This is a genomic window from Sphingobium herbicidovorans (assembly GCF_002080435.1).
Lineage (GTDB): Bacteria > Pseudomonadota > Alphaproteobacteria > Sphingomonadales > Sphingomonadaceae > Sphingobium > Sphingobium herbicidovorans.
In genome coordinates this window covers 93,866-109,730 of sequence record NZ_CP020538.1, presented here as the reverse complement: position 1 = coordinate 109,730, position 15,865 = coordinate 93,866, and the positions used below count along the sequence as shown (strand labels likewise).

At 60.7% G+C, this 15,865-nt stretch carries 14 protein-coding genes; 12 read left to right on the top strand and 2 right to left on the bottom strand.

Annotated elements, in window-relative coordinates; translation table 11 throughout:
• The first annotated feature begins 4 nt into the window (after window positions 1-4).
• From B6S01_RS00590 to B6S01_RS00535, 12 genes are read left to right on the top strand one after another with little or no spacing between them, the layout of a single operon-like run.
• A complete protein-coding gene (locus B6S01_RS00590) occupies window positions 5-1,207 on the top strand; it encodes an ATP-binding protein (RefSeq protein WP_234810773.1) in 1,203 nt (400 codons plus the stop codon).
• The gene (locus B6S01_RS00585) at window positions 1,204-2,562 is read left to right on the top strand and encodes a GNVR domain-containing protein (protein WP_037466719.1); all 1,359 of its coding nucleotides are present in this window, start codon (window positions 1,204-1,206) and stop codon (window positions 2,560-2,562) included. Before B6S01_RS00590 ends, B6S01_RS00585 begins: the two co-directional genes overlap by 4 nt.
• The gene (locus B6S01_RS00580) at window positions 2,559-3,467 is read left to right on the top strand and encodes a P-loop NTPase family protein (protein ID WP_037466717.1); all 909 of its coding nucleotides are present in this window, start codon (window positions 2,559-2,561) and stop codon (window positions 3,465-3,467) included. The genes B6S01_RS00585 and B6S01_RS00580 overlap by 4 nt, the downstream gene beginning before the upstream one ends.
• Window positions 3,464-4,264 carry a WecB/TagA/CpsF family glycosyltransferase gene (locus tag B6S01_RS00575; protein ID WP_037466715.1) on the top strand — a complete coding sequence of 267 codons (801 nt, stop codon included), beginning with the start codon at window positions 3,464-3,466 and terminating at the stop codon, window positions 4,262-4,264. Before B6S01_RS00580 ends, B6S01_RS00575 begins: the two co-directional genes overlap by 4 nt.
• A complete protein-coding gene (locus B6S01_RS00570) occupies window positions 4,257-5,600 on the top strand; it encodes a polysaccharide biosynthesis protein (protein ID WP_231568014.1) in 1,344 nt (447 codons plus the stop codon). Before B6S01_RS00575 ends, B6S01_RS00570 begins: the two co-directional genes overlap by 8 nt.
• Entirely contained in the window at window positions 5,600-6,973 is a 1,374-nt protein-coding gene (locus B6S01_RS00565; RefSeq protein ID WP_037466713.1) for an O-antigen ligase family protein, read from the top strand. The genes B6S01_RS00570 and B6S01_RS00565 overlap by 1 nt, the downstream gene beginning before the upstream one ends.
• On the top strand, window positions 6,966-7,895 hold the full coding sequence (locus B6S01_RS00560) for a glycosyltransferase family 2 protein (protein WP_037466711.1): 930 nt from the start codon (window positions 6,966-6,968) through the stop codon (window positions 7,893-7,895). Before B6S01_RS00565 ends, B6S01_RS00560 begins: the two co-directional genes overlap by 8 nt.
• Complete coding sequence (locus tag B6S01_RS00555; protein WP_037466709.1) at window positions 7,892-8,836, top strand: glycosyltransferase family 2 protein; 945 nt, start codon at window positions 7,892-7,894, stop codon at window positions 8,834-8,836. Before B6S01_RS00560 ends, B6S01_RS00555 begins: the two co-directional genes overlap by 4 nt.
• Window positions 8,836-9,804 (top strand): glycosyltransferase family 2 protein, encoded by a 969-nt coding sequence (locus B6S01_RS00550; protein WP_037466707.1) that lies wholly within the window; start codon window positions 8,836-8,838, stop codon window positions 9,802-9,804. Before B6S01_RS00555 ends, B6S01_RS00550 begins: the two co-directional genes overlap by 1 nt.
• Window positions 9,801-10,928 (top strand): endo-1,4-beta-xylanase, encoded by a 1,128-nt coding sequence (locus B6S01_RS00545; protein WP_037466705.1) that lies wholly within the window; start codon window positions 9,801-9,803, stop codon window positions 10,926-10,928. Before B6S01_RS00550 ends, B6S01_RS00545 begins: the two co-directional genes overlap by 4 nt.
• Window positions 10,925-12,010, top strand: coding sequence for an acyltransferase family protein (locus B6S01_RS00540; RefSeq protein WP_037466702.1), 1,086 nt, complete (start codon window positions 10,925-10,927; stop codon window positions 12,008-12,010). Before B6S01_RS00545 ends, B6S01_RS00540 begins: the two co-directional genes overlap by 4 nt.
• On the top strand, window positions 12,007-12,936 hold the full coding sequence (locus tag B6S01_RS00535) for a glycosyltransferase family 2 protein (protein ID WP_037466700.1): 930 nt from the start codon (window positions 12,007-12,009) through the stop codon (window positions 12,934-12,936). Before B6S01_RS00540 ends, B6S01_RS00535 begins: the two co-directional genes overlap by 4 nt.
• On the opposite strand, the gene B6S01_RS00530 is transcribed toward B6S01_RS00535, so the two are convergent.
• Window positions 12,921-14,255, bottom strand: coding sequence for a glycoside hydrolase family 16 protein (locus B6S01_RS00530; RefSeq protein WP_407695209.1), 1,335 nt, complete (start codon window positions 14,253-14,255; stop codon window positions 12,921-12,923). The genes B6S01_RS00535 and B6S01_RS00530 overlap by 16 nt on opposite strands.
• 176 nt (window positions 14,256-14,431) lie before the next feature.
• On the bottom strand, window positions 14,432-15,775 hold the full coding sequence (locus B6S01_RS00525; protein WP_037466697.1) for a UDP-glucose dehydrogenase family protein: 1,344 nt from the start codon (window positions 15,773-15,775) through the stop codon (window positions 14,432-14,434).
• Window positions 15,776-15,865 lie beyond the last annotated feature (90 nt).

The following is a 15,865-nucleotide window of genomic DNA, read 5'->3' as shown; positions in this document are numbered from 1 at the left end:
TGCAATGGCGACACCGCTAAAGCCAATCAGCCTGCGGCGGGACTCCATCTACAACGCCTTCAGCACGGCGATGCCTGTGACGGACCGCCATGGATTGGCCGGGCGCAACAGCGAGTTGGAAAAACTGGTCGAGGCCATCGTCGTCCAGCGCAAACACGCGGTAATTTTCGGGACGCGGGGTTCAGGCAAAACGTCGCTGGCCAGGGTGTTCGGCGATCTGGCCGACGAAGCCGGCTGCGTCGCACTGTATGGATCCGCAAGCGGGGATGCGGACTTCGACTCTCTTTTCCGTCCCTTCCTCGCCGAACTGCCCATGAGCGCCGCGGGCAAGGAAAAGGCGCGCAAGCTGATGGACGAACCGCTGGATGTGACCCGGCTCGCGGCGCTGCTCGTCGAGGATGTAAGGCAGCGTTCGATCCTGATCCTGGACGAATATGACCGCGTCCGTTCCGACGATGCCAAGTCCGAGGTCGCGACGCTGCTGAAACTGCTGACGGATATCCATTCGCCGGTACAGGTGGTGTTGGTGGGAATCGCGGGCGATGTGGACGGGCTGATCGCGGCGCATCCATCTCTGCGTCGACACATTGCGCCACAGCGGGTGGCGCCAATATCCAAGCCAGAGCTGGAAAGGCTGTTGTTGAGCTGCGCGGAAAATGCGCGATTGCAGCTTGATCCCGACGCGCTTGACGCGCTGGCCGGGGCAGCCATGGGCTCACCCTATCATGCGCGGCTGTTTGGCATGCAGGCCGCGCTGGTCACGGAGGCCGGCGGGCGCGACCGCATGACTCTGGCCGATGTCGAACAGGGCCTCGCCTCCGCGCTGGATGACTGGGCAGAAATGAGCGGGGCCACCCATGCCCTGTTCCGACGCATATTGTGGGAAGCGAATGCCAGCCGCCGGATGATCGCGCTGGCGGGCGTCGCGGCGTCGCAGATGTCGGTGATCTCCTACGACCGCCTGGTCCGGCTTGGCCAGGAAGTGCTGGGAGGCGGATCGATCAATGAACAGCAGGCAGCGGACGCCATGCGGCGATTACAACCTGCGCTTACCACCATGCCGGGCGGCGACCTGTTCATGTTCGAAGATACGCTGGCGCCGCAGTTTCTGCTGCTGATGGCGAAGCAGCCGGCGCCTGCTGTGCCGCCGGCTCCCACCCCGGCCGAAGAAATGCGCGCCATGTTGCGAGGAGTGGACGGGCTATGACCATGAATCCCATAGACCTTCTGTCGGCGGTTCAGGCGCGTTGGCGGACTGCTGCGATGCTGGGCGGCGCATTGTTCCTGATCATCGCCATAATTGCCTTCATGCAGCCACGCCAATATTTGGCAACGTCTTCGTTGCTGCTGGACCTGTCACAGACGGACCCGACCGATTCCAACGCGAATCAGGGAGCGCGCGTCGAAGTCGACAGCATCCTGGGCACGCAGACCGACGTCATCCGCTCTGCCAAGGTAATCAACGCCGTGGCGAAGGAAGCTGGCTTCGTAGATGCCTTGCCCAAGGATGTCCCGGCCGCAGCGCGGCTGCAGCAAGCGGCAGATCGGGTGCGCGCGAACCTTACGGTGACCAGCGGTCGGCAGAGCAATGTACTGCAGCTCCAATATCTCGATGCTGATCCTGCCACGGCCGCGAAGGTCGCCAACCTCGCCGCACAAATCTACATGCGCGAACAGGTGGAATTACGCGCCTCACCGGCTCGTGGTTCAGCCAAGTGGTTTGACGAGCAGACGCAGGACGTGCGGCAGCGTTATGAAATGGCGCAACGGCGGCTGTCGGATTTCCAACGGGCACACGACATCATCGGCATCAACCGGATGGACCTGGAAGCCGAAAAGCTGAAAAACATGTCCTATCAGCTTACACAGGCGCAGGCCGAAGCCGCAGCGGCGCGGTCGAAAGCCGGCGCGGGCGCGGTGTCGGACATCGAAGGGTCGCTGATCGTGCAGAACCTGCAGGAACAGGTGGCCACGCAATCAGGCCGGGTTTCCGAACTATCGAAGACGCTCGGGCCGAACCATCCCAACATGGCCGCCGCCAATGCTCAGCTGTCGGAACTCCAGTCGAAGCTCGCGGCCGCACGGTCGAGCCAGGCAGGCGCGGTCAGCGCTAACAGCGTTGCCGCCAATCGCCGCGAGGGCGACCTGAAATCCAACATGGCCGGGCAGGAGGATCGGATGATCCGCATGTCGGATGTGCAGGACCAACTTATGGTGCTTCAGCGTGACGTCGATGCCGCGCGACAGACCTATGACACAGTCCGCCAACGCTTTAACGAAGCGACGCTCAAAAGTCAGATCTCGCAGCCCAATGCGAGCCTGCTGGACGAGGCGGCTGTCCCTCTGTTTCCCGCAAAGCCGAACCTGATGCTCTGGCTCGTCGCTGGCGTGGCGCTTGGCCTTATGGGCGGCGTGGCGGCTGTCATCATCACCGAGATTCTGAAGCCGCGCGTTCGTTCCGCCGCTGGCGTCGCCCGGGCAACCGAAGTCGAAGTCATCACCGAATTGATGCCGGCGCCCACCCGCGGCGTCTGGTTCTTCAAACAGCAGGAGGCCGCATGAGACTGCGTTCCACAGCAGGCGCCCCGCCCCAGTTGATGCCAGGCGGTGGGACCGCAGCATTGCGTCCCCGCACGCGCGACAATCAAGGCTTTGCCAAGCTGGCGGTCGGTCATGGTTTCCTGGCCGAATCGGATGTGGCCCGCGTCGATGTGCATGCCCGGACTCAGGGCCTGCCATTTCCTGATGCGGCGGTCGATCTGGGAATGCTGGATAGCGAAGCAGCCGGTTTGCTGGCTGCGCTGGCGGGCGGATTTTCGCTGTTGCCCGCAGGCGACCAGCGGATAGATCCGCAGGTCGTCGCAGCCTTCGATCCAGCGAGCCCCTACGCCGCCAAGATCAGGACAATCCGTGCCAAGATGAAGGCAGCGGCTGCCGGCGGGGATCCTTCATCTCTGAGACTCGCGGTGCTCTCGGTTGGCGCAGGCGACGAAGCGGCCGTCATCGCAGCAAACCTTGCGGTGGTGCTAGCGCAGATGGACGGGCAGACGATGCTTGTCGATGTGGACATGGTAAACCCCTCGCTGGACCGGCTTTTCCGGGTTGCGAACAAGACAGGGCTTGCCGAGCAGCTAATGGGCAGCGCGGCTTTGCTGCCCGCGTCAAAGACGGCAATCGAAGGATTGTGGCTGATGACCGCTGGCCGCGCATCGGGCAGCGCCTCGAGCATGATCACGCGCGGTCCGCTTGCGGACACCGCCAATGGCTGGGGCCTGCGGGAAACGTCGATGCTGTTCTACCTGGCCGAAGGCAAGGGAGAACAGACGCCGTTCGGGAGTATATTGACCGGATTCGACGCCGTCGCCATCGTCGCCAGGCGCGGTGAAACTGCCATCGCCGACATGCGCCGCGTCATCGACGATCTCGACAGGCAGGGTGTGCCGATCGCCGGGACGGTGATTGCATGAGTGCCGAACGGGCTCTGCGCCAGCCCTTCCCTTCTGCAGAAGGACCGGAAAAGAAGGTGATGGTTGGCGGCGTGCCGGTCTCCACCCTCTCACTCGACGCGCTTATCAACAAGATGGTCCGGGATGCACCCCTGCGCCGGATGCAAAAGCAGCCGCCTTTGCTCGTATTCGACTGCAACGGCCAAGGACTGTCCATGAACGCCAGCGACGCGCAGTTCCGGGCAGACCTCGCCCAGGCGGACCTGATCCATGCCGATGGACAGATCATCGTCATAGCGTCGCGCTGGTTCGGCAAGACACCCATCGCGGATCGATCCAGCACCACCGACATGTTCATCGACAGTCTGGTTCCCGCGGCGAAGCAAGGCGTGCGCTACTATTTGCTGGGCGGGGAGGAGAAAGTGAACGCGGAGTGCGCGCACCGGATCCTCGAAGCAGCGCCGGGGCTGGAATTGGCCGGTCGGCGCAACGGCTTCTGGTCGCGCGAAGATGAGGATGCCGTGATCGAAGAGATCAATGCGACAGCCCCGGATGTGCTTTGGGTCGGCACGGGCAAGCCGCGCGAGCAGGCATTCTGCGTCCGCAACAGGGACAGGATAAACGCCGGTTGGATAGTGACCTGCGGCGGGCTCTATAATTATGTGACCGGGGACTATCCCCGCGCGCCTATGTGGATGCAGAAATCCGGCCTGGAATGGCTTCACCGGATGGTGACGCGTCCCAGACAACTCGCTTGGCGCTATATCACGACCAATCCGCATGCCCTGTGGCTGATCTGGAAACATCGCCATGGCTGAAGGACGGGCCGAGCCTGAAGCCCTTCCCGCCCCCTTCCCGCAGCAGAGAGGGACGAGCGTTGAGCATGCCTCTCCTCCCCCCGCGCAGCGAAAGGGGCTTGGCGCCTTGTTGGGCCGTTTCGGCGTGGCCAGCCTGTCGTCCGCAATCGTGTCGGTCAGTCATCTTGGCGTACAGCTGTTTTCGATCCACCAGCTCAACACTGCTGCGATCGGCATCCTGGCCTTTCTGCTGGTGATCATCCAGTTCGGCTACGGCCTGTCGAACGCGCTGGTATCCACGCCCTATACGATCGCGGTCAATCAGGGCGACGATGCCGATGGCAAATCGTTCGACTTCTTCTTTCCGATAAACCTGTTGCTGGCGCTCAGCCAGGGATTGCTCTGCGCAGGGATAGCGTCGGCCACGGCGTCGCCATCAGCAGCGGCGATATTCGGGCTGGCGGGGACCCTGTCCCTCGTGCGCTGGTTCGGGCGGTCCAATGCCTATGCGCATCACGCACCCGCCCGCGCGGCACGATCAGACCTTGCCTATGCGGGGACGATCGTTGCCGGATTGCTGATTGCAACGCGCACCGGAGCTGATCTCGCCAGCATCGGCGCCATGCTCGTTGCGGCTAACATTGTGGGCCTTACGCCCTTCGGCCTCGATTATCTGCGGCGACATATCGCGATGGGGCCGGGCCGCGCCTTGAGCGGCTACCGGCCAGTGTGGCGGGAGCAATCCGCCTGGACGCTGGTGGGCGTATTATCAACTGAAGCGACCTCCAACTCGCACAGCTATATCGTTACTTTGCTCGCCGGGCCAACGGCCTTTGCGCCGGTGGCGGTAGGGATGCTATTCTTCCGGCCGGTGAATGTGTGTATCACTGCGCTCACCCAACTTGAACGGCCGCGCATGACCCGCGCAGTGGCCAGCGGCGATCATGCCGGCGCGATCAAGTCGGAACGCATCTTCATGGCCGCACTCGTTCTTCTTTGGGCGGCGACCTGTGGCGTCGCGGCGGTAGTGCTCTTCGGTTTTCCGCAGCTGATCCTGAAGCCCACACTCGACCATGAACTGGTGGCGATTGCCGTCGGGCTTTGCGCCCTGCTTTCTCTCGTCCAATGTGTCCAGACGCCCATGAGCGTCATGACGCAGGCGCGCAAAGCGTTCAGGCCGCTTGCAAACCAAAGCCTGCGCAGTTGTGGTGTGGGACTCATGGCGGTGACCCTGCTGACGCTGGCCGTGGCCCCGATTTTTTCCATCGCGGGCGTCGTACTGTCGCAGTTAGTGATGATGCTGGGCATATGGCAGATCGACCGGAAATGGCGCGCCCAGCACGGAGTGACGGGCTGATGGCCTCCACCTGGCATCGCATCGGCAATGTGCCCTCCCCCGCCCTGCCCGGTTCATCGGTTGCGGAGCAGGACAGCCGCATAGTGGTGGTCGCGCAGATCTTCTACTTCGTGTTCCTGATGATGGTATTCATCGGCCAGCAGCCCTTCGCGTCGCGCACGCAGGACGAACTGGTGGCGATGGCGGCGGATAACGACGGATCGGACCTTTTCAAGCAGGCCTTGTTCATCGGCTTTGCCTTGCTGCTGACGGCGGTGCAGATGCTGCGGCAGCATCCGCTGAAATACCGTTTCACCTTCTGGCCGCTGGCGATCATGCTCGTCTGGTTTCTGATCACATGCAGTTGGGGCGTGGATCCCTTCGTATCCTTCAAACGTGTGATGCAACAATTTATCGTGATCTACATCACATTCTGCGCGCTGGCGCTGATGGGGCCGGAAAGGTTGTTCACCGCCCTGCGGTGGGCGTTGATCACGTCGCTGATTATTTGTTGGATATCCATGCCGCTGACCCCTGCGGCGGTGCATCCGCCTACCGAGAGCGACAAGGCGCTCATCGGCGCATGGAGAGGCTTTTTCTTCCACAAGAATATTGCGGGAGCGGTGATGGCATTGTGCTTCATCGTTTGCGGCAATGCGTGGATAGACCGGCGCAAATGGTATTATGCGCTGTTTGCTCTCATGGCTTTCCTGTTCGTAGTCGGTACGAAGAGCAAAACGTCGCTGGCGCTGTGCATCGGTATGCTCATGATCAGCAACATCTACCGGGCGCTCAGCGACAGCACGCAAAAGCGGGCGATCCTGCTCATGATGCTGGGCTTTGGCATGGTGGGGTTCCTGGCGCTCTATATTGCGTATCAACCGACAATCGAGCGGCTTTTCGCCGATCCGACCAGTTTTACCGGGCGTGTCTCGATCTGGCAGGTGGTATTCGATTATCTGGCGGATCATCCCTATCTGGGCGCTGGCTTCGGCGGTTTTTGGCAGGTCGGCACAAATTCCCCCGCCCATGACTATTTAAACCAGCAGTTTCAGATGCTTACAGCCCACTCGCATGATGGATATCTGGAAATCCTCGTAACGACCGGACCACTGGGACTGATCATGCTGCTGGTCAGCTTTTTGGCTCTGCCAGCCTATTGGTTCCTGACCGGCTCCACCAAGCAGAACCAGCATCTGATGGTGCCAGCCTTCGCAGTCTGGGTGTTCGTCATGTACCAGAACCTGCTGGAAACCAGCTTCTTCGACAAAGACCGGCAGGTCTGGGTGATCTTCCTCGCAGCCATCGCAACGGCGCATGCAACCTTCAAGGCCAAGCCGCGCCCACAATGGCAACGGCGACAAATTTCTTCAGCGGAGACGGCTCATGGCTAGGATCATAATCTGCGTCGCCACATGCAATCGACCGCTGGGGTTGCAGCGCACGCTGGAATCCATCGCCATGCAAAATACGGCCCATAACATTGAGGTTCTGGTCGCCGATAATGACGCGGGACGGCGCGAAGGTATGGCGGTGGTCGAGCGCATGGCCTCACAGGGCTATCGCTGGCCGGTGAAGGCTTTGCTGGTGGCGGAACGCGGCATACCGCTGGTGCGCAACGCGCTGGTGGCTAAAGCTGTCGCGACGCCTGGCGTCACGCATGTTGCCATGCTTGACGATGACGAAGCAGCATCACCAGCATGGATTGACGCTCTGGTCGGTGCAGCAGAACGGTGGGACGCTGACGTGGTGGGTGGCGCGGTGGCGCGCGAGATGGACAGCCATCTTGCCCCCTGGGCCGCGCGGCATCCGCTGCTGCAAGCCAAGCGACGCGGCATGTCAGGGCCGGTAAAGCTCATCGACAGCACCGCCAATGTGCTGATTTCCGCCAATGCGTTGCGCGCGATGGGCCAGAGCCCCTTCGATGAGCGAATGGCGCTGACCGGCGGCTCCGACAAGCAACTGTTCACGCGAATGGCCCGCCAGGGTTTTCGTTTCGCTTGGGCTGAGGATGCACTGGTGACGGAACTCATCCCGGCTAGTCGCGTAACCGCCAAATGGCTGCTCATGCGTGGCTATCGTCTCGGCATGACCGACATGATGGTGGAGCGGTATCACAAGGGGCGGCTACTTACATTGCTGAGTGAAGCGCCCCGCATTGCGGTCGGCGTCCTCGTGGGCACCCTGGGCGCGGTGGCAACGCTGGACCGAGGCAAGCGGGTCGTGCGGCTCGGCAAGCTATACCGCGCTGTCGGCAAAATCGCCGGCATCGCCGGATTTCATTATGAAGAATATCGAAAGGTGCATGGCGCATGACAGATGCAGCCCCCTTCTTCTCCGTTGTCATTCCGCTGTACAATCGCGCAGAGATCCTAACCGATACGATCCAGTCGGTGCAGGCACAAGATTGGCAGGATTTCGAGATCATAGTCGTTGATGACGGATCACGTGACGACCCGGAGTCCGTGATCAAGGTAATCGGCGACCCCCGGGTACGCTACATCCGACAGCACAATGCGGGTGGCGGCGCTGCGCGCAATCGCGGGATCGAAGCATCGCGCGGACTACACATCGCTTTCCTGGATTCCGACGACCTGTTCCTGCCGGGGAAACTGTCCACCATGGTCAAGGCGCTGGAAAAGGACGACGGGCGGACGGTGCTATATTCCCGGATGAAGGTGGATCGAGGTGTTGATCGTTACTGGATCAGGCCCGATCGCGGTATTCGCGACGGTGAAGACGTCGGCGAATATCTCTTCTGCGCCAATCAGTTCATGCAGACATCCACCATGGTCGTGCCTAGCGATCTGGCCCGTAAGGTGCTCTTCGATCCGGCGCTGAAAAAAGGGCAGGATCTTGATTTCTGCGTCCGGCTGCAAAGCGCAGGAGCACGGTTTCGCATGATCGAACAGCCGTTGACGGTCTGGCTCGATGCGACCGAGGCGGGACGCACTTCCTATGTGCGCGGCTATGAAACTTCGCTCGATTGGCTCGACCGTTGCGGCCACATGCTCACGGAACGAGCGCGGCGAGGTTATCGCGCTACGGTGCTGGCCTATCATATGGCGCCCATCCGCCCGGTGATCGCATTTCGGGATCTGGCAGTGGGACTATTTGCGGGCGGCGTCCCCCCCAAGGTGGTCGCCCGACAGGTCTTGCGATCCTACCTTCCCAAGCGGCTTTATCGATCACTTGTCAACGGCTTCGTCCTGCGCTTCGGCAAGGGCGATCCCGTCCATGGCGGGGCGCGGTCGTGATGAGCGCCTGGCAACCTCCATCCCGGCTGCAGGCGGCTGTAGCGCAGCCCATCTTTTCCATCATAATCCCCACTTATCAGCGACGCGAAGCCGTGATGGCAGCCGTTCTTTCCGCGTTGGAACAAAGCATCGCGGTCATAGAGGTAATCGTCGTCATCGACGGTTCGACCGACGGCACAGAAATCGCCTTGGGTGCGATCAAGGATCCGCGCCTTATCATTATCGTGCAGCAAAATCGGGGCGCTTCAGCCGCTCGCAACGCGGGAGTCGATCACGCACGCGGACTTTACGTCGCCTTTCTCGATTGCGACGATCGTTTCCTTCCACATCATCTCGCCGACCTCTTACCCTTGCTGGAGAAAGGCGAGGATATTGTCGCCTATGCACAGGTGCTGGCAGATCGCGGCGGCGGGCGCCGTTTCCTCAAACCGCCCCGAGCGATCGCGAGTAACGAGCGGGTAGACCGCTACCTGATGTGCGACCGCGGATTCATCCAGACCAGCAGCGTGGCGCTTCGCCGTTCGCTCGCCGAAAAGGTGCGCTACCGAGAGGATGTGAAGTTCGGCGACGATACCGATTTTGCTCTACGCCTTTCGCTGGCAGGCGCCCGGTTCGTAATGGCAGACAGACCGGGCACGATCTGGGCGGACAGAAAGGCAGAGGACCGGCTATCGCAGGTACGCGGCAATATCGGCAGTCTGGCGTGGCTGGCCGACCTGCGTCCCCATATCTCAGCCCGCGCATTCTCCGGCTATATGGGCTGGCATGCAGCAAAGAGTATCTGGCCGACCAGCCGCAGCCGGGCGATGCGCTATTATCTCGCAGCATTGCTGCACGGTGCTTATGGGCCGAGGCTGGCGGCAGCGGTACTGATGCAGATCGTCCTTCCCGACACTACCTATCGTCGCATCTGCGACAAATGGATCGACTTCATACGGCTCTTCGTCGGAAGGATGCAGCGGCTATGAAGCGGCGGGATTTTCTTGCAAGCGCTGTGGCGCTGGCTGCCTGCTCGCCCGTGCCCCCTGGCGTTGCGCGGAATATTTCACGCTATGGCCTTGCACAACATGCACGCAGGTCTGGCCGCCATTTCGGCGCGGCGGTAAAATCCCGGCTGCTGCGAGAGGATGCGGCCTTTCGCGCGGCGGTCGCGCGGGAATGCGATATGGTCGTGCAGGAATATGAACTGAAGAGGGGCACAACCGAGCCCAAGCCGGGGAAATATGATTTCAGCGGCGCGGATCAGATAGTCGATTTCGCTCAGGAACATGGCATGCTCGCACGCGGCCATGCTTTGGTGTGGTATGCCGCCAACCCTCCTTGGCTCGAACCCGCACTGGACGCCGCCAACGAGAAAACACGGCAACAGTTGATGACCAGCTACATCGATGTAGCAATGCGCCGCTATGCCGGGCGGATTGGCGAGTGGGATGTGGTCAATGAGGCGGTGGAACCCAATGAGGGTCGGGCCGACGGCATGCGCATGGGCAGCATGTGGATGAAGGCGCTGGGCGAGCATTATATCGACATCGCATTTCACAAAGCACGGGATACAGATGAAAAAGCGACGCTGTTCCTGACCGACTTCGGTCTCGAACATGACTCCCCCCGCTGCGAACGACGGCGAACGGCGCTGCTGAAGCTACTCGACAGGTTGATGGGACGAGGCGTGCCGATCGATGCGGTTGGCATACAGGGTCATCTGAAACCCTATAAAGAGCGATTCAACGAACGACAGCTTGCTGACTTCCTAAGGATGTTGAGCGGCTATGGCCTGAAGCTTTCAATCACCGAGTTCGATGTTGCAGACCGCGGCGGTCCACCCAGCCCGGACAAGCGCGACCGCGAAGTCGCGTCTGTGGCAAAGGCCTTTCTGGACGTTGCACTCGACAATCCGGCGATGGGGTCCATTCTCTGTTGGGGCCTGTCGGACCGCTATTCGTGGCTTTCAAACTTCCCTGAATATAAGTGGCCGGGCGGTCAGTTGTCGCGTGGACTCCCGCTGGACGCGAAAATGGATCGCAAGCCTCTTTGGGACGCGATCGCCGCCGCATTCGATTCAGCGCCTGCTATGAGGAGCGCCAGCGCATGAGGGTTGCTTCGCTGACCGGGTTGCGCGGAGTTGCCGCCGTTTCGGTGCTTTTGTACCATATCCCGCACCAGCCGGCCTTTGCCGACTTCGCCATCCCCCTGTTCTCACGAGCCTATTTGGCCGTGGATCTATTCTTCATCCTCAGCGGCTTCGTGATATCCTACGGCTATCACGACCGGGTGGTGAGACATCTGGGAACAGCGAGTTATATCGATTTTCTCGTCAATCGGATCGCGCGCGTCTGGCCGTTGCACTTAATCGTGACGCTTGTGTTCGGCCTGCGCATTCTACTCAATGTGTCGGGCAACCAATCCATTGAGCTGACGCTCGCCAATATCCTCAGCAACCTCTTCATGGTGCAGAGTTGGGGTTGGGGCACCCAGCCCATAGCTGGCAACAGTTGGTCGGTCAGCACGGAAGTCGCGGCCTATCTCATCTATCCGCTGATCGCCATCATGGCCTTTTCGCGCTGGGCCTGGGCGCAGGCGGCGCTGTGCGTCACTTTACTATCGCTCGTGGCATCTTCCGGTCTGGGATCCAGCGGGCCGTTAGACGTGAATGAGAATGACAGCGTTCTGACGCTGCTGCGCTGCCTCGCCGGCTTTTCCCTTGGTGTGCCCACCTTCCGCATTGCCGACAAGCCCTGGTGCAGGGCCCTGATCGACCGGCGCGGCGGCTTCGCGATCATCTGCGGCCTGATCGTGCTGACCCTGCTGCTGCCCAAGGCTGACGTACTGGTCGTGTGCCTCATGCCATTGCTGGTATTGAGCTGTTATTATGATGGCACTGCGGCCCGGACAGTAATGGCCAACCCAGTGAGCTTCCATCTTGGGCTGATCAGCTATTCCATCTACCTGTGGCACCCGCTGGTGAGAGACGTTGCAGCGCGGGCGATGAGCATCGCGCAGCGGCACGGCATCTCCGGGATTGACTGGCTATTCGTCGTCGGGATGATCGGTGCGACATGGCTGGTCTGCTGGGTGAGTTACCTGCTGATCGAAATTCGCGGGCACCAGTTGATCAAATGGCTGCAACGCGGCAGGCCAGAGCGGCCCCGCCCAATTGAGGCGGCGGCGCCATGACGGATGGCAAGGCAATCTGGATCGCCATACCCACCTTTCGACGGCCTGCCGAACTGCGACACCTTCTGGAAACGCTAGCGTCGATTATCGACCGGCGCGACGTCATGCTGCTGATCGCCGACAATGACGGCGACGCGCAGCAGGGCGCAGCCATAGTGCAGGCTTTGAAGCTGGAAGGCTATCCGCTTCCCCTCACCTTACTGCCCGTGCCGGAGCCCGGTCTGTGTGCCGTTCGAAACGCTATATTCGCTACAGCTGTGGCCGATCCCACGATGCGCTTCGTTGCAATGATCGACGATGATGAATGGCCGCAGCAGGGCTGGCTGGATGCGCTGCTCGCCTGCCAGGCGCAGGTCGGGGCTGACGTTGTGGCGGGCCCTGTGGATTTCCACTTCACCGGCAGGCCGCCCCGGTGGGCGCTGCAGACTTTGGTGTTCCGGCCGGAGCAACGCGCCTGGGGTGCGACAAGCATGCTGTGGGCAAGCAATAACCTTCTGGTAAGTCGCCGGGCGCTTGGATTGATCAGCCAGCCATGGTTCGACATGCGCTTCAACCGCAGTGGGGGTGAGGACCTTGATTTCCTTGCGCGCCTCCGGGAAGCGGGAGCCCGCTTTGCCTGGGCTCCCCAGGCGCGGGTGAGCGAATGGGTGCCAAGCGAGCGTGCGAAGCTGTCCTGGGTGTTGAAACGCATGTGGCGGATCGGCTTTACCGAGACGCTTACACGGCGCAAACAGCGGCCTGGAGCAGCCGGACAGGTAATGTTGCTGGGGCGAACCCTCGGCATCCTCATGGTCCGAACCGCTGGCCTTGCAATGATGCTGCTGCCCGGCGCACGCCGAGTGGACATAGCCGGGCAATGGATCAAATGCTGGGGGCGCCTCTATGCCCTGTCAGGCGGCGCCCACAGCCATTATGGCGCGCTGTAGATGCGGAAGCTCTTGATGATCATGTCGCCTGAACCGTCATCATAACTGCCGGTCGTTTTGACCGCCACGTCCATGATCGGATACCAGCGATGGCCTTGGAACGGATTGACCGACTGGTAAGTCTCCAACCCGTCAACGAACCAGGTGATATAATCGCGCTGAATGTCCACCGCAAAACGATGAAAGTTCTGCGAATAGCCTTTCAACCCATAGGCTTGTTCAGTCTGGATCACGACACCCCGTTGAAAACTGCGCGTTCCGCCTGAACCACCGTGAATGGTCTGGCCGATATGCCGGTCGAAATCCCAATAGCTTTGATAGCCAAAGCCTTCATAAACATCGATTTCCGGCGGCCAACCGCTGGTTGAGATCAGCCAGAAGGCTGGCCAGGATCCACGGCGATTGGGCATCCTGGCTTCCCACTCATATTGGCCGTAGCCGATCTGAGACGCCAGGAAGTGGCGGCCATCGAGCACCGATGCCCCGTAATACCAGTTCTGCCCTTCATGATAGATGGGTGTTTTGAGTTTCTGGCTGTGCAGCACGAGTCCCTGCGTGCCCCAATATACAGGGCCTTCAACGCCCGGAAAGACGCTGGAATCGAGATACAGGCCTGTTTCGCCATTGGCTACCTGAGTACGGCCATGCGATAGGGAGGTCGCCCAACGGTTCCATCCTCCATCAGGAGAACGCTTGTGCGTTTCCTTCTTTAACTCGAACTGAAGTGTGCCGGTCGCCGCAAAGGTGCGCGGCTGGCGAAATGATCCCATGGCCTTGGCGGTAGGTGCGACGTTGCTTGTCGCGGTTATGGTGGCAAAAGACTGTCCCTGTAAACCACCCCAAGGCGCTTCGCGTAGCTTCAGCTGAAACTGTTGGCCCTCACCTGCGCTGATGATCGGGACTGCTACCGTCTGGACGAGTGGATCGCCGGGTCGGAAAATCACGACGGTATCGACGGTCTGGTAATTATAGCCCGATAGCGCGCGCAACGTACCGGATCCATTTACCGTGATGACCCTAGCAATGATCGTGTTAGGAGTCGGGCGATCCAGGGTCACTGGCACATAGGCAGTGCCGGCACCCGGCCGGAAGGTCGCGTTGCCGAGCGACAGCGTCGCCTTTTCCGGCAGTTTTGTACCATTTGCGAAATCGAACGTCGAAAAACTCGATGTGATAGTTGACGTGGTTCCCGTCGATGTCGAGGTCGTCGAGAACGACGACGTCGCTGCTCCGCTATTGAGCAGGGTCGTCGCTGATCCAATGGACGTGCCTGTCGATGTAGACCCCGTGGAAAGAATGGTCGCGGCCCCCGCCGCCATGACGCAAAGGAGCGATCCTCCGGCTCCAATCATGGAGCCAGTCAACCTGATATTCATTTTTGCAACCCCCGTTGTTAGTGTCCTAACGGTCCTACAGGGAGATTAACAAAAACTTCCGGTCAACAACGGCTCGTCGCAAAGCGGCAGCGTTTGCGACGAGCCGCTTTCATTTCGCCTTATTCGGCCGCCTGGATCAACGGTTGTGGTTCGGGCACAGCGCCACGGCCGACGCTGACATATGTGAAGCCAGCGGCTTCTGCATCCTCGAAACGGTAAATGTTGCGAAGATCGACCAGACCATCCCCGCCCATCACCGACCGCAGCCGCGGCAGGTCTAATGCACGAAGCGCGTCCCATTCGGTGACGATCACCACCGCGAACGCACCCTGTGCGGCTACATAGGGGCTGGTGCAGAATTCAACGTCTCGTAGCATCGTCCGGGCCGCATCCATACCCTCGGGGTCATAAGCCCGCACCTGTGCGCCGCCGTCCTGAAGCGCCTGGATGATCGAAAGCGATGGCGCGTCACGCATGTCGTCAGTGTTAGGCTTGAAGGTAAGGCCCAGTACCGCGATGGTCTTGCCTCGGACGGAGCCGTTGCACACTGCAAGCACCTTGCGGGCCATGGCGCGCTTACGGCTTTCGTTAATGGCCACCGTGGCTTCGATGAGGCGGATCGGCGCGCCTGCATCCTCTGCCGTTTTTACCAGCGCCAGCGTATCCTTCGGGAAGCAGGAACCGCCATAGCCCGGTCCCGCGTGCAGGAATTTCGATCCGATCCGGTTGTCGAGACCAATGCCGCGGGCAACCTGCTGCACATCAGCGCCGACATGCTCGCACAATTCTGCGATCTCGTTGATGTAGGTGATCTTCATTGCCAGGAATGCATTGGCTGCATATTTGATCAATTCACTGGTGCGGCGACCGGTGAACTGAATAGGTGCCTGGTTCAGGTAGAGCGGGCGATAGACCTCTTCCATAACCGGACGCGCGCAATCATCTTCTATGCCGATAACGATGCGGTCAGGCCGCTTGAAATCCTGGATCGCCGCGCCCTCCCGCAAGAATTCCGGGTTGGAAGCCACTGCGAACTGCGCGCGCGGGTTCGTTTCGCGGATGATCCGATCAACCTCGTCGCCGGTGCCCACCGGCACGGTGGATTTGGTCACGACCACGGTGAAGCCCGTCAGGGCAGAAGCGATCTCTCGCGCGGCATCATAGACATAGCTCAGGTCGGCATGGCCGTCCCCGCGGCGCGCGGGCGTTCCAACTGCGATAAAGACAACGTCGGCCTGCGCCACTGACGCCGCAACATCCGTCGTGAAGGTCAACCGACCCGCCTTAACATTCCGTGCAATAAGGTCAGCCAGGCCGGGCTCGTATATAGGCACCCCGCCCTCGCGTAGCACGGCGATCTTCGCCGCGTCCTTATCGACACAGATGACGTCATGGCCGAAATCCGCGAGGCACGCGCCAGAAACTAGTCCGACATAGCCCGATCCGATCATCACGATCCGCATCACCTATTCTCCCTTTAAATGGCATCCACCGCGCGGGGATCCAAGGAAAAAGGACGCACAAAGCCGCTCCCGAAATAAGGGGGTTTAACA

Bases quoted from the DNA above. Each gene is read 5' to 3' on its own strand.
- B6S01_RS00590 (WP_234810773.1), top strand. From the start codon at position 5: ATGGCGACACCGCTAAAGCCAATCAGCCTGCGGCGGGACTCCATCTAC.
- B6S01_RS00585 (WP_037466719.1), top strand. From the start codon at position 1,204: ATGACCATGAATCCCATAGACCTTCTGTCGGCGGTTCAGGCGCGTTGG.
- B6S01_RS00580 (WP_037466717.1), top strand. From the start codon at position 2,559: ATGAGACTGCGTTCCACAGCAGGCGCCCCGCCCCAGTTGATGCCAGGC.
- B6S01_RS00575 (WP_037466715.1), top strand. From the start codon at position 3,464: ATGAGTGCCGAACGGGCTCTGCGCCAGCCCTTCCCTTCTGCAGAAGGA.
- B6S01_RS00570 (WP_231568014.1), top strand. From the start codon at position 4,257: ATGGCTGAAGGACGGGCCGAGCCTGAAGCCCTTCCCGCCCCCTTCCCG.
- B6S01_RS00565 (WP_037466713.1), top strand. From the start codon at position 5,600: ATGGCCTCCACCTGGCATCGCATCGGCAATGTGCCCTCCCCCGCCCTG.
- B6S01_RS00560 (WP_037466711.1), top strand. From the start codon at position 6,966: ATGGCTAGGATCATAATCTGCGTCGCCACATGCAATCGACCGCTGGGG.
- B6S01_RS00555 (WP_037466709.1), top strand. From the start codon at position 7,892: ATGACAGATGCAGCCCCCTTCTTCTCCGTTGTCATTCCGCTGTACAAT.
- B6S01_RS00550 (WP_037466707.1), top strand. From the start codon at position 8,836: ATGAGCGCCTGGCAACCTCCATCCCGGCTGCAGGCGGCTGTAGCGCAG.
- B6S01_RS00545 (WP_037466705.1), top strand. From the start codon at position 9,801: ATGAAGCGGCGGGATTTTCTTGCAAGCGCTGTGGCGCTGGCTGCCTGC.
- B6S01_RS00540 (WP_037466702.1), top strand. From the start codon at position 10,925: ATGAGGGTTGCTTCGCTGACCGGGTTGCGCGGAGTTGCCGCCGTTTCG.
- B6S01_RS00535 (WP_037466700.1), top strand. From the start codon at position 12,007: ATGACGGATGGCAAGGCAATCTGGATCGCCATACCCACCTTTCGACGG.
- B6S01_RS00530 (WP_407695209.1), bottom strand. From the start codon at position 14,255: ATGGCGGCGGGGGCCGCGACCATTCTTTCCACGGGGTCTACATCGACA.
- B6S01_RS00525 (WP_037466697.1), bottom strand. From the start codon at position 15,775: ATGCGGATCGTGATGATCGGATCGGGCTATGTCGGACTAGTTTCTGGC.